Origin of the sequence: Roseateles chitinivorans, from assembly GCF_050632145.1 — a bacterium.
In the GTDB taxonomy this organism is placed as follows: Bacteria; Pseudomonadota; Gammaproteobacteria; order Burkholderiales; family Burkholderiaceae_C; genus Roseateles; species Roseateles chitinivorans_B.
The window spans coordinates 5,518,835-5,531,929 of sequence record NZ_CP192577.1; the positions used below are offsets into that span (position 1 = coordinate 5,518,835).

Here is a 13,095-nt window from a genome sequence, read left to right on the forward strand (position 1 = left end):
GGTTCGAGATGGAGACCTGGACTCGTCGATGAAAGCCCTGCTTGCACTTGCCAAGGGCATCGACTGGCTGACGGACCGGTTCGGCACGCTTGCCGCCTGGGCTGTCCTGCTGTCGTGCTTTATCAGCGCCGCGAACGCGGTGATCCGCTACGGCCTGGACATCAGCTCCAACGCCTTCCTTGAGATCCAGTGGTACCTGTTCGCCGCCTGCGTCATGGGCGGCGCGGCGCAGGTGTTGCGGCTCAACGAGCACGTGCGTGTCGACATCCTCTACACGCGACTGCGCGGCCACGGCAAGGTCTACGTCGACCTGTTCGGCCTGATCGTGTTCCTGATCCCCGTGATGGGGTATGCGGGCTGGCTGTCTTGGGACTTCTTCCTGGTGAAGCTCACCACCGGCATGCGCGCGGAGGACACCGTCGCCGCGCTGGGCTACGGCGGTTATGCGTGGAAGCTGTTCACCAGCGGCGAGGTCTCGGGCAACGCCGGCGGCCTGATCCGATGGCCGGCTGCGCTGACGCTGCCGGTGGGCTTCGCGCTGGTGTTCCTGCAGGGGATCTCGGAGGTGATCAAGCGCATCGGCTACCTGTCGCATCTCGTCGAGATGGACACGCACTACGAGAGGCCGCTGCAATGATCACGATGGAGCAGTTCCCTCCGCTGATGTTCGCGGGGCTGATCATCATCATCCTGATCGGTTTCCCCGTGGCGTTCTCGCTGGCCGCGCTGGGCCTGGCCTGCGGCTTCTTCGCGGTGAGCCAGGGCTGGTTCCCGCCCTCGTTCATGGCGGCGCTGCCGCAGAACGTCTTCGGCATCCTGTCCAACGACCTGCTGCTGGCGATCCCCTTCTTCACGCTGATGGGGGCGTTGCTGGAGAAATGCGGCCTCGCCGAGGACATGCTCGATTCGATGGGCCAGCTCTTCGGGCCGGTGCGCGGCGGGCTGGGCTATTCGGTGATCATCGTCGGCTTCATCCTGGGCGCAATCACCGGCACGGTGGCGGGCCAGGTGATCGCGATGGCGATGATCTCGCTGCCGGTCATGATGCGCTACGGGTACAACATGCGCTACGCCACCGGCGTGCTGGCGGCCTCCGGGACCATCACGCAGCTGGTGCCGCCGTCGCTGGTGCTGGTGGTGCTGGCGGACCAGCTCGGCAAGCCCGTCGGCGACATGTACAAGGGCGCGTGGGGGCCGTCGATCCTGCAGGTGCTGATCTTCGCGCTGTACACCTTCATGGTGTCGCGCATCAGGCCGGAGCATGTGCCTGGTGTCCCCAAAGAAGCGCGCACCCTCAACGGCTGGGCGCTGTGGGCGAAATGCCTGCGCGGGATCATCCCGTCGGCGATCCTGATCTTCGCGGTGCTGGGCTCGATGGGCGGCCTGCCCGGCATCGACACGGCGATCTGCACGCCGACCGAGGCCGGCGCGATGGGCGCGGTCGGCGCGTTCATCCTGGCAGCGTCGCACCGGCGGCTGAACTGGCCGGTGGTCAAGGACGCCATGATCGGCACCATGCGCATCACCGCGATGGTGGTGTTCATCCTGATCGGGTCGCGGACCTTCTCGCTCGTGTTCCAGGGCGTCGAAGGCGGCAAGTGGATCGAGCACCTGCTCTCGAACCTGCCCGGCGGTCAGATCGGCTTCCTGATCGTCGTCAACCTGTTCATCTTCTTCCTGGCGTTCTTCCTCGACTTCTTCGAGATCGCCTTCATCATCCTGCCGCTGCTCGGCCCGGTGGCCGACAAGATGGGCATCGACCTGGTGTGGTTCGGCGTGATGCTCTGCGTGAACATGCAGACCAGCTTCATGCATCCGCCGTTCGGATTCGCGCTGTTCTACCTGCGAGGGATTTCGGACACGCTCTTCAAGAACGGTGCGCTGCCCAGGAAGGTGCTGTCGAGCGACATCTATCTGGGCTCCATCCCCTGGGTGGCGATGCAGCTGATCCTCGTGGCCATCGTCATCTTCTTCCCGGTCACGGTGACGGCGTTCCTCGACAAGGCGGAAGCGGTCGACATGGACAAGGCGACGGAGATGCTCCAGGGCATCGACGCCGGCCAGGCGGAGCGTACCGATCCGAACGCGGATACGAATGCGCTCTTCGGGTTGCCGGCGGAGGCGGCGTCGTCGCCGGCCTCCGCGGCCTCTGACGGGGCTCCTTAGCGTGTCGACGGGGGCATGTTCGACGCCTCCTTGATGCGATCCCAGGCATCCTTCACCGCGGGCTTCGCCCTCGCCCATTCCAGCGAAGAACCCTGTCGCTGGTTACCCCAGTCGCGGTGCAGTTCGGCCTCGAAGTCCTCGAACTCGCGATCGGGGTAACGGGCGAACGCATCGACGCCGTAGGCGTACGCAGGACCGAAGTCGTCGTGCGTGTCGCCTTGCTGGATATAGGGTCGCTTGGCGTAGTTGTCGCGCCAGTAGGTGGCCTCCTGAGCGTGGTCGTAGGCCTTGTCGCGGGGCTTGTCGAAGTCAGGCATGGCGATCTCCAGAGTGTCTCGATGACCTTCGTCGGCAAGCGCCATGCCCTGCGGTCGCTACAGTCGACCTCATGCGCTCACGCCCTTCCCCCTCCTCCGCTCGATCCCGGCGATCCGCCTTCACGCGTTGATCACGCTGATGATGGCAGCGGCGGCCCTCAGTCCGCTGGCTGCCAACGCCGCCGGGGCCTGCGAGCAGGGCACTTGGCGCGGCACGCTGGGCACCACGCCGGTGTCGGTGGAACTCAATCCCGCCGACAACGGCCGCCCCGCCATGGGCCGCTACTACTACCGCAGCTCGCTGGGCGACCTCACGCTGGTACGCGATGCCAGGACCGGCGACTGGCAGGAACTCGACGCCAAGGAAAAGCCGACAGGTCGGCTGAAGCTCACCTGCGACGCCGACACGCTGCGCGGCGAATGGCGCTCCGTCGACGGCACGAAGACTTCGCCGATCGAGGCCGTGGCGATCAAGGAACGCGACTACAACGCGAGCCGCAAGGCCGCGCTCAAGCCGACCTCCGCAAAGACCGCCCAGATCGGCGGCCGCCGCTACGAGACGCTGACCCTCCCCGTGCCGGGAGGCGGCACCGGCACCCGAGGCGCAACATCCGGCCCTCTGCAGGTCGGCGTCCGTCTGGCCGGGACGACACCTGCCCTCGCGACGCTGAACGCGACGCTGTGGGACAAGGCCGCGGACGCCGTCCTCGATCACATCGACTGCCTGGCACAGGGCCGGCGCGAACGCGGCCCCGAGGCCGGCTACGAGTCCTCGCAGACGCAGAAGGTCGTCGCCTGGAACACCGCCTTCGTCGTCATCGACACCTGGAACGAGGGCTACTGCGGCGGCGCCCATCCTTGGCACGGCAACAGCGTCACCACGTATCGCCTGGACACCGGAGCGGAGGCCGACGTCGCCGCGTGGCTGCGGCCAGACTGGCGCAACGAGATCCCGAAAGATGCGCGACTCGGGAAACTGCTGGTGAAGGCCTATGCCGACAACGGCGAGGAAGCCGAATGCCGCGACGAGGTCCGCTGGATGGGCAGCTCGATCCATCCGGAACCGAAGCAACTCGTCTTCCACACGCAGGCCTCCTATGCAATGACACCCTGCGCCGAGGATGTCGCGTTGCCGATCGACGCCGTCTGGCCTTACCTGACCCCGGCCGGCCAGCAGGCGCTCAAGACGTTCCGCTGACGGTCAGACAGATGCCACCCCTCCACGACATCGAACGCCACTGAGACATTGATCCGGTCGGCGCGACCGACCGCCACCGCACCGACCGATCACTGCGTCGAGACCATCTTCAGTCCGACGATGCCCGCCGCGATCAGGCCGATGCACGCCAGCCGCGCCAACGAGGCGGATTCGCCCAGCAGCACGATGCCCGCGATCGCGGTGCCGACGGCGCCGATGCCCGTCCACACCGCGTAGGCCGTGCCCACGGGCAGGTGCTTCAGCGCCCAGCCCAGCAGGACGACGCTCGTCACCATCGCCGCCACCGTGCCCACGGTCGGCCACAGCCGGGTGAATCCCTCCGTGTACTTCAGGCCGACGGCCCAGCCGATCTCGAACAGCCCGGCCAGAAACAACACACCCCACACCATCGTCATCTCCTTGAAAGTGGATGGATGGCACTTTATGTTCATGATCCTGATAGTTGAAGTCAGAATCCATCAGCTTCACTGACAGATCACGACCCACGACATGGCCTTCGACCTCGACAACGTCCGCGTCTTCCTCGCCGCGATCGACCACGGTTCGTTTTCCGCCGCCGCGCGGGCATTGGGGCGCGTGCCTTCGGCGGTGAGCATGACCATTGCCAACCTGGAAGCACAGCTCGACCTGACGCTCTTCGATCGTGCGGGCCGCGAGCCGGTGCCCAGTGCGCAGGCGCTCGCGCTGGTGCCACAGGCGCGCCGGCTGGCGGAGCAACTCGGCCAGCTCAACCGCCACGCCTTGTCGATGACCCAGGGGCTGGAGCCCGCGCTGACGATCACGGTCGTGCCGGAACTTGTCGCCGCAACACCGTGGAGCGAGGCGTTGGCGACCCTGTCTGCTGAATTCCCGCTCCTGGAGGTCGAGGTGCTGACCGCCCCCCAGGCGGACGCACTGGCGATGCTGAAGTCCGGCCGCGCGCAACTGGCACTGGTCTTCGAGCGCCAGGGGCTCGACCCGTCGGAGCAGTTCCAGGAAGTGGCCCGTGAAACGCTGATCGCCGTTGCCGCCGCCTCACACCCGATGCTCGCACTCGATCCATCGGCGCTCCGGGATGAGCACCTCATCGCCGAGCGTCAGATCCTGGTCGCCGGCCGCGACGCCTGCGACGTCGACAAGCGGATCTCCGTGTCACGCGTGCAATGGCGCACCGACAGCCCCGTGGCGGCGCTGCGGATGGTGTCTGCGGGCCTGGGATGGGCGTGGCTTCCTTCCGGGTTCGTACGTGCGGCGCTGGCCTCGGGGGAACTGGTGCAGATCCCCGCAGGCAACTTCACGACGTCGCTGCAGCTCTACGTCGACGTGGTGTGGACCCAGACGCGTCCGCTGGGCCTCGCCGCGCGACGCTTCGTGACGCTGCTGAACGGCCGTGACAGCTGCTCCGGCACGGTCGCGGGTCATCGAAAAACAGACGGCGCGACGGCCGCCCTCGCGCTCAGCGGTAGCGCTCCGGATCCGGGGAGTCCGTCGGCTGCGCGACCACGCGCCGGAAAGCGGCGTTCATCGGCAGCTTCAGGTTGATGCCCGACGGCGGCAGCGGCGACTCGAACCAGCGCTTGTAGATCGTGTGGATCTCGCCGCTTCGGTAAAGCCCGATCAGCACGTCGTCGACCATGGTCTTGAACATCGGATCGTCGCGGTTGAGACCGATCGCATAGGGCTCGACCGTGAGCGCGCGATCGGAGATCACATAGTCGTCGGCCGAGACCGCGGCGCCCTGCTGCGCCAGCAGCGCCCGGATGATGACGTCGTCCATCATGAAGGCATCGGCACGACCGCTGCGCAGCAGCTGGAACGCGTCCGGATCGTCCAGTCCGGCGACGATGCGGATGTTCAGCCCCTGCTGTTCGTTGACCTTGGCGAGGTGCTGGATGCTGGTGGTCCCGATCGTGCTCACCACCGGACGACCGCGGAGGTCGAGCAGGCTCTCCACCTTCTCGCCGTGGCGCGTCATCAGCTTGGTTTCGGCCACGAAGATCGTCATCGAGAACGCCTGGCTGCGCGCACGCTCGGCCGTGTTGGTCGTGATACCGCACTCCATGTCGAGCGTGCCGTTGCTGACCATCGGCATCCGCGTCGCCGAACCGACCGCGACGCGCCGCACCTCCAGGTCGGGCAGCCTGAGCTTCACGCGCAGCGAAGCGATCACGCGTTCGCAGAGGTCGACCGAATAGCCCGTCGGCCGCAGCTGCGCATCGAGGTAGCTGAACGGCGCCGACGCGGGCCGGTAGCCGATGACGACGACCCCGGTTTCTCGGATGCGCGTGAGCGTCGGACCTTCGGGCGGCTGCGCGGGGCGGGACGCGGACGCCGCGGGCGCCGCAAGCGCCGGCTTGACCGTCGCAGCGAGCGCGGACGACGCGCCGACCGCTGACGCCAGCGCCAGGATCAACGCGGTCACGACGCCGATGATCCGCGTACCCATCGATCAGGCCTCGCCGTCGTCGCCGACGCCCGCGCCGCCACCGGCATCCCCGAGGCCGCCGGCTCCGTCCTGTCCGAGTGCCCCCGCATCCAGGCGGCGCAGTTCCTCGAGGCGCGCACCGATCTTGATCTCCAGGCCGCGCGGCACGGGCTCGTAGAAACGCTGATCCTCGAGGCCGTCCGGCAGGTACTGTTCACCGGCCACATACGCGCCGGGAAAGTCATGTGCGTAACGATAGGCCTTGCCGTAGCCGAGCTCCTTCATGAGCCGCGTCGGCGCGTTGCGCAAGTGGACCGGCACCGGCCGCGAACTGTCCTGCTTGATCAGCGCGCGCACCTGGTTGTAGGCGTTGTAGACCGCATTGGATTTCGGCGCGATCGCCAGATAGACGACCGCCTGCGCCAGCGTGAGCTCGCCCTCCGGCGAACCGAGGCGTTCATAGGTCTCGGCCGCGTCCAGGCACAGGCGCAGCGCGCGAGGATCCGCATTGCCGATGTCCTCGCTCGCCATGCGGATCAGCCGCCGCGTGATGTAGCGCGCGTCGACGCCCCCGTCGAGCATCCGCACCAGCCAGTACAACGCGCCATCCGGGTTGGAGCCGCGCACCGACTTGTGCAGCGCCGAGATCACGTCGTAGAACTGGTCGCCGCCCTTGTCGTAGCGACGCAGCTGCTCGCCGAGCGTGCGCTCCAGCAAGGTCTCGTCGATCGCCGTCGTTCCCGGTGGCGTCAGTTGCGCCACGGTCTCCAGCGTGTTCAGCAGACGCCGGGCGTCGCCGTCGGCATAGCCGATCAGCCGCAGCGTGGCGGCTTCGCTCACCGGCGGCGCCGCCAGCACCTCGCGTCCGCGCGTCAGCAGTTCGCGCATGTCCTGCTCGTCGAGCGCCTTCAGCACGTGCACCGTCGCCCGCGACAGCAGTGCCGAGTTCACCTCGAAGGACGGGTTCTCGGTCGTCGCCCCGATGAAGCTGAACAGGCCCGACTCGACGTGCGGCAGGAAGGCATCCTGCTGCGCCTTGTTGAAGCGGTGGACCTCGTCGACGAACACGATCGTGCGACGCCCCTGCCCCGCCGCGGCCTGCGCGCGCTCGACCGCCTCGCGGATGTCCTTGACGCCGCCCAGCACCGCCGAGATCGCAATGAACTGCGCGTCGAAATGCTGGGTCATCAAGCGCGCGAGCGTCGTCTTGCCGACGCCGGGCGGCCCCCACAGGATCATCGAGTGCGGCCTGCCGCTTTCGAGCGCCACGCGCAGCGGCATGCCCTCGCCCAGCAGGTGGCGCTGACCGACGACCTCGTCGAGCTTGCGCGGCCGCAGCCGCTCGGGCAGCGGCGCGTGCGGGCTTGGCGCGGCCGCCGACGGACGTCCGCTGGGCACGGGATCGAACTCGTCCGGGAAGAGCGACGCGTTGCTCATCGATGCAGGCTCACCAGCCGTTCAACGTTCAAGGTTGGCGGGCGATGTCGGTGCCCGCTGGCGGCGTGAAGCGGAAGCGGTCGGCCGACACCTTGGCGTTGGGCTCGATCGCGCTGAACTGCATCACCGATTGCTGGCCGAATCCGTCGACGATCTCCAGCGCGCCCAGCTCACGCCCCTTGAAGCCGAGCTTCAGGCTCTGGAGCCCGCTGTCGTTGCGCTTGGGCGTCGCCTGGACCCAGTCGAGACCGTTGGCCGCCGGCAGCGCCTTCAACGTGAAGTCCTTCGACAGATCGCCGCCCGCCAGCAGCGAGACCGGCGTCGCGCCCAGCGCCTGGTCCATGTTGCGGACGCTGGCCTGTTGGAGATCGGGATCGTAGATCCACACTTCCTTGCCGTCGGCCACGATCAGTTGCTCCGCCGGCTTCGCATAGCTGAAGCGGAACTGGTTGGGCCGCTGGAACTCGAAGGTGCCGGTCGTCGTCTTCTTGCGCTTGCCGTCGGGCGCGGTGACGGTCTGCGTGAAGGTCGCGCGACCGCTCTTCACTTCGCTGACGAACTGCTGCAGCGCACTCACGCCGTCGGCGTGGGCCAGGGTCGTGAAGCAGAGGGCGATCGCCGCGATGCCACGGGTCAAGGGTCGGAACATGGAGGAAGCCTCAATCATTCGTCGCGTTCATTCATCGTGTCCGGTAGTCGCGCTCGGTGATCGCGCGTGGCCGTCGCGTCGGTGGGGCCGCCGTCAATCGTCCCGCTTGGGCACGATGATGTCGCGGTTGCCGTTGGTGGCCATCGCCGAGACCACGCCGGATTTCTCCATCTGCTCCAGCAAACGGGCCGCCCGGTTGTAGCCGATGCGCAGATGTCTCTGCACCAGCGAGATCGACGCCCGCTTGTGCTGCAGCACGATGCCCACGGCCTGGTCGTACATCGGGTCGGATTCGCCGTCGCCACCCGCCGTCAGGCCGGGCAGCCCATCGCCGCCGCCATCGCCGTCGAGCACGCCGCCTTCCAGGATGCCTTCGATGTAGTTGGGCTCGCCCTGCTCCTTCAGGTATTCCACGACACGGTGCACCTCATCGTCGCTGACGAACGCGCCGTGCACGCGCACCGGCAGGCCGGTGCCCGAGGCCATGTAGAGCATGTCGCCCATGCCCAGCAGCGCCTCGGCGCCCATCTGGTCGAGGATGGTCCGCGAGTCGATCTTGCTCGACACCTGGAAGGACAGCCGCGTCGGGATGTTGGCCTTGATCAGGCCGGTGATCACGTCGACCGACGGACGCTGCGTCGCGAGGATCAGGTGGATGCCGGCCGCGCGCGCCTTCTGCGCCAGACGGGCGATCAGTTCCTCGATCTTCTTGCCGACCACCATCATCAGGTCGGCCAATTCGTCGATGACGACGACGATGTGGGGCAGGCGCTCCAGCGGCTCCGGCTCTTCCGGCGTCAGGCTGAACGGGTTGGGGATCTTCTCCTCGCGCTCGGCCGCGTCGGCGATCTTCTTGTTGAAGCCCGCCAGGTTGCGCACGCCCATCTTGGACATGAGCTTGTAGCGGCGCTCCATCTCGTTGACGCACCAGTTCAACGCGTTGCTGGCCTGCTTCATGTCGGTCACGACCGGCGCCAGCAGATGCGGGATGCCTTCGTAGACGCTCATTTCCAGCATCTTCGGGTCGATCAGGATCAGGCGGACGTCGCGGGCCTCGGCCTTGTAGAGCACCGACAGGATCATCGCGTTGATGCCCACCGACTTGCCCGAACCGGTCGTGCCGGCCACCAGGCAGTGCGGCATCTTGGCCAGGTCGGCCACCACGGGCAGGCCGACGATGTCCTTGCCCAGGCCCATCGTCAGCGGCGACGCGGCGTCGGCGTAGACCTGCGAGCCGAGGATCTCGGACAGCCGGATGGTCTGGCGACGCGCGTTCGGCAGCTCCAGCGCCATGTAGTTCTTGCCCGGGATGGTCTCGACCACGCGGATCGAGGTCAGGCTGAGCGACCGCGCCAGGTCCTTGGCCAGGCCGAGGATCTGCGAGCCCTTCACCCCGGTCGCCGGTTCGATCTCGTAACGCGTGATCACCGGTCCCGGCGACGCCGCCACCACCCGCACGTCGACGCCGAAGTCCTTCAACTTCTTCTCGATCATGCGGCTGGTCATCTCCAGCGATTCAGGCGTCACCGTCTCGACGCGCGGCGGCGGCGCATCCAGCAGGTCGACCTGCGGCAGCTTGGCGTCGGTGGGATCGGTGAACAGCGTCTGCTGCCGCTCCTTGATGACGCGCGTGGACTTCGGCACCTCGGCCACCGGGGGCTCGATGACGATGGGGATGTGGTGCTCTTCCTCGACCAGGCGCTCGACCTCGACAACGGCTTCGCGCTCGCGCTTGGCCTCCTTGCCGACCCGCTTGTCCTCGGCGATCTCGCGGCGCTCGGTGCGCTTCTCGATCAAGGCTTCGATCCGGGTACCGATCTGCTCGGCCACGCGCAGCCAGGAGAACTTCAGCGCGAGCGACACGCCGGCCACCAGCGCGGCGATCCACACGACGCCGGAACCGGCGAAGCCCAGCAGCTTCATGCTCAACGGGCCCAGCAAGTAGCCGAGCACCCCGCCGGCGTGCCCGCCGGGCAGGTACTCGTCCCAACGCCACAGCCGCGTCCACTCGAGCGAGCAACTCGCGGCGATCAGGAGCACGACGCCGGCGAGCGCAGGCAGGCGCTCCTTGAGCGTGGGCACCGACGAGCCATCGGCGCGCAGCATGCGGGCCAGACCGCTCAGCCACGCGCGCAGCGATATCAGCATCAGCCACCAGCACGAGTAGCCGAAGCCGAACAGCATCAGGTCGGAGATCCAGGCGCCGAGCGCACCGACGCGGTTGTGCGCCGGGGCCGACGTACCCGCCGTGCTGAAGGCGGCATCCGCGCGGTCATGGCTGACCATCGCGAGCAAGACCAGGCACCACACCAGCGCGCCGATCAGCAGCCACAGCGGCGTGCGCAGCGGACTGGGGGCGTGGGCGGGGCGGCCGGCGGCGCGGCCTTCTTGGACTTGCGTGCCGGCGCGGGGCGCTCGGTCGGGGCGGCGTCGTCACCGCCGCCCAGCAGGGAACCGGGAAAACTCATCCCTCGATTGTGACGCACAAGCCCCGCGTCCCGGACGCGGGGCACCTCACCAAGGTGAAGAAACGTTGAGGCGCCGATCGATGGCGCGTCAACGCAGGCGTCAGTCGTGCTGCAGACGTTCCTTGATGACCACGGAGCCGTTCTCGAGCGTCTCGATGACGCCCTTGTCCTCGAGGTCCTTCATGACGCGGCTGACCATCTCGCGCGACGCGCCGACGACCTTGGCCATGTCCTGCCGCGACACCTTGCCACGGATGATCTTCACGCCCTTCTCCTCCTCCGCCATGTCCAGCAGCGTGCGCGCGACACGGCCGTAGACGTCCAGCAGCGCGAGCGACTCGATCTGGCGGTCGGCGTTTCTCAGACGAGCGACCAGGCCGCGCAGGATGCCGTAGGCCAGGCTGGACGACTCCGGCAGACCGCGGCCGAAATCGGCGCGACCCAGCACCAGCATGTCGGTCTGCACCTCGGCGCGAACCGTGGCCGAGTGCGGCTCGTTGTCGATGAGGCTCATCTCGCCGACGTAGTCGCCGGGCTGCAGCACGGCGAGGATCACTTCGCGGCCGCGACTGTCCGCGGTCAGCACGCGGGCGCGGCCGTTGAGCAGGATGAAGAGCGCATTGGACTTGGTGCCCTGCTCGACGATCAACTCGCCGCGTTTGAAGCGCCGTTTGACGACGCTGTCCGCGATGGACTGGGCCTGGTCGGCGGTCAGCAGGGAGAACAAGGGAACCCTGCGGATCAGATCCAAGTTGGACAACATGGCCATGAAGGGATGCCTCCTGTCGGTGGTTAGGGTCAATCGTGGAACTCAGGATGGCAGAGGGACCCGCCACCTAGAATGGATGCATTGTGCCAATTTGTTCACGGCTGTTCATAGGGTCAACGCCATAGGCCGCCCGCTCGTCCCCTTAGGCTGTGGACCTGCTGTCGACCTGCCGTCGTCCCCTTGCGCCCGCTGAACGCATCCCCACCTCCCCCGTCATGAGCCAAAACACCCGCCACGCCCAACTGCTGATCCTCGGTTCCGGCCCCGCCGGCTACACCGCCGCCATCTACGCGGCGCGCGCCAATTTGAAGCCGCTTCTGGTGACGGGCATGGCGCAAGGGGGTCAGTTGATGACCACCACCGAAGTCGACAACTGGCCCGCCGACGTGATGGGCGTGCAGGGCCCGGAACTGATGCAGCGTTTCCAGGAACATGCCGAACGCTTCCAGACCGAGATCGTCTTCGACCACATCAACAGCGTCGACTTCTCCAAGCGTCCGTTCACGCTCACCGGCGACAGCGCGGTCTACACGGCCGACGCGGTCGTGCTGGCCACCGGCGCTTCGGCGCAATACCTGGGACTGCCGTCGGAAGAGTCGTTCATGGGCCGCGGCGTCAGCGCCTGCGCGACCTGCGATGGCTTCTTCTATCGCGAGCAGGAAGTCTGCGTCGTCGGCGGCGGCAACACCGCCGTGGAGGAGGCGCTGTACCTGTCCAACATCGCCAGCAAGGTCCACCTGATCCACCGCCGCGACAAGTTCCGCGCCGAGCCGATCCTGGTCGACAAGCTGATGGACAAGGTCCAGGCCGGCAAGATCGAACTGCACGTGTTCCACACGCTGGACGAGGTGCTGGGCGACGCCAGCGGCGTGACCGGCGTGCGCATCAAGAGCACGCAGGACGGCACGACGACCGACGTCAAGCTGCAGGGCTGCTTCATCGCGATCGGCCACAAGCCCAACACCGACATCTTCGAGGGACAGATCGAGATGAAGGACGGCTACATCCGCACGAAGAGCGGCCTGGAAGGCTTCGCCACGATGACCAGCGTGCCGGGCGTGTTCGCCGCCGGCGATGTGCAGGACCACGTCTATCGCCAGGCCATCACCAGCGCCGGAACGGGTTGCATGGCCGCACTGGACGCGCAACGTTTCCTGGAGCAGGAATCGAGCTGACCCTCTCGGGCTCCACGAGCGCGGCGCCCCGCGAGGGGCTCCCGCCCGAAGACCTCGACCGGCCCGTCTTTGCGCGGGCCGGCCTGTTTCTGCTACACTCTTCGTTTCCCCGCGCCATCAACCTGTGAAGGATCTTGACGCGAGGAGGATGGGATACCGCCACCCTATGGCGAGGTGAGGCCGCCGCCCGCGATTCGACAGCAAGGTCGAGACGATTGGGACGGTCGCCGGATGACAAGTATCGGAGTGTCCTCATGGCACGCGTCTGCGAAGTCACGGGCAAGAAGCCCATGGTCGGGAACAACGTTTCCCACGCCAACAACAAAACCAAGCGCCGGTTCCTCCCGAACCTGCAATACCGCCGTTTCTGGGTCGAGAGCGAAAACCGCTGGGTCCGTCTTCGCATCAGCAACGCAGGTCTGCGTCTGATCGACAAGAAGGGCATCGACGCCGTGCTGGCCGACCTGCGCTCGCGCGGTCAAGCCTAATCA

General features: G+C 67.1%; 13 protein-coding genes. 6 read left to right on the top strand and 7 right to left on the bottom strand.

From position 1 onward, the window contains the following. Window positions 1-28: 28 nt before the first annotated feature. Both ACQ86G_RS25410 and ACQ86G_RS25415 read left to right on the top strand, forming a co-directional pair. Window positions 29-637 carry a TRAP transporter small permease subunit gene (locus ACQ86G_RS25410; RefSeq protein WP_431257885.1) on the top strand — a complete coding sequence of 203 codons (609 nt, stop codon included), beginning with the start codon at window positions 29-31 and terminating at the stop codon, window positions 635-637. After that, window positions 637-2,166, top strand: coding sequence for a TRAP transporter large permease (locus tag ACQ86G_RS25415; protein WP_431261494.1), 1,530 nt, complete (start codon window positions 637-639; stop codon window positions 2,164-2,166). The genes ACQ86G_RS25410 and ACQ86G_RS25415 overlap by 1 nt, the downstream gene beginning before the upstream one ends. Here ACQ86G_RS25415 and ACQ86G_RS25420 read toward each other — a convergent pair. Then, window positions 2,163-2,483, bottom strand: a complete 321-nt coding sequence (locus ACQ86G_RS25420) for a hypothetical protein (RefSeq protein WP_431257886.1) — start codon at window positions 2,481-2,483, stop codon at window positions 2,163-2,165. The two genes, ACQ86G_RS25415 and ACQ86G_RS25420, sit on opposite strands and share 4 nt — an antisense overlap. Window positions 2,484-2,610: 127 nt before the next feature. Here ACQ86G_RS25420 and ACQ86G_RS25425 point away from each other — a divergent pair, with 127 nt between their 5' ends. Next, complete coding sequence (locus tag ACQ86G_RS25425; protein WP_431257887.1) at window positions 2,611-3,681, top strand: hypothetical protein; 1,071 nt, start codon at window positions 2,611-2,613, stop codon at window positions 3,679-3,681. Between the two features lie 89 nt (window positions 3,682-3,770). On the opposite strand, the gene sugE is transcribed toward ACQ86G_RS25425, so the two are convergent. Continuing rightward, window positions 3,771-4,091, bottom strand: a complete 321-nt coding sequence (gene sugE, locus ACQ86G_RS25430) for a quaternary ammonium compound efflux SMR transporter SugE (protein WP_431257888.1) — start codon at window positions 4,089-4,091, stop codon at window positions 3,771-3,773. Window positions 4,092-4,191: 100 nt separating this feature from the next. Between sugE and ACQ86G_RS25435 the strand changes: the two genes are divergently transcribed. Next, entirely contained in the window at window positions 4,192-5,223 is a 1,032-nt protein-coding gene (locus tag ACQ86G_RS25435; protein ID WP_431257889.1) for a LysR family transcriptional regulator, read from the top strand. On the opposite strand, the gene ACQ86G_RS25440 is transcribed toward ACQ86G_RS25435, so the two are convergent. The 5 genes from ACQ86G_RS25440 to ACQ86G_RS25460 all read right to left on the bottom strand — a co-directional run bounded on the left by ACQ86G_RS25440 (window position 5,138) and on the right by ACQ86G_RS25460 (window position 11,429). Continuing rightward, window positions 5,138-6,127 (bottom strand): amino acid ABC transporter substrate-binding protein, encoded by a 990-nt coding sequence (locus ACQ86G_RS25440; protein ID WP_431257890.1) that lies wholly within the window; start codon window positions 6,125-6,127, stop codon window positions 5,138-5,140. The genes ACQ86G_RS25435 and ACQ86G_RS25440 overlap by 86 nt on opposite strands. Before the next feature lie 3 nt (window positions 6,128-6,130). Further along, the gene (locus ACQ86G_RS25445; RefSeq protein ID WP_431257891.1) at window positions 6,131-7,543 is read right to left on the bottom strand and encodes a replication-associated recombination protein A; all 1,413 of its coding nucleotides are present in this window, start codon (window positions 7,541-7,543) and stop codon (window positions 6,131-6,133) included. A gap of 28 nt (window positions 7,544-7,571) precedes the next feature. Then, complete coding sequence (lolA, locus tag ACQ86G_RS25450; protein WP_431257892.1) at window positions 7,572-8,192, bottom strand: outer membrane lipoprotein chaperone LolA; 621 nt, start codon at window positions 8,190-8,192, stop codon at window positions 7,572-7,574. Window positions 8,193-8,285: 93 nt separating this feature from the next. Further along, complete coding sequence (locus ACQ86G_RS25455; protein ID WP_431257893.1) at window positions 8,286-10,478, bottom strand: DNA translocase FtsK; 2,193 nt, start codon at window positions 10,476-10,478, stop codon at window positions 8,286-8,288. Window positions 10,479-10,760: 282 nt separating this feature from the next. Then, entirely contained in the window at window positions 10,761-11,429 is a 669-nt protein-coding gene (locus tag ACQ86G_RS25460; RefSeq protein WP_088383470.1) for a Crp/Fnr family transcriptional regulator, read from the bottom strand. A gap of 215 nt (window positions 11,430-11,644) precedes the next feature. Between ACQ86G_RS25460 and trxB the strand changes: the two genes are divergently transcribed. Together trxB and rpmB are read left to right on the top strand one after the other, a co-directional pair. Then, window positions 11,645-12,604 (top strand): thioredoxin-disulfide reductase, encoded by a 960-nt coding sequence (gene trxB / locus ACQ86G_RS25465; protein ID WP_431257894.1) that lies wholly within the window; start codon window positions 11,645-11,647, stop codon window positions 12,602-12,604. Window positions 12,605-12,858: 254 nt separating this feature from the next. Continuing rightward, entirely contained in the window at window positions 12,859-13,092 is a 234-nt protein-coding gene (gene rpmB / locus ACQ86G_RS25470; protein ID WP_088407487.1) for a 50S ribosomal protein L28, read from the top strand. Window positions 13,093-13,095 lie beyond the last annotated feature (3 nt).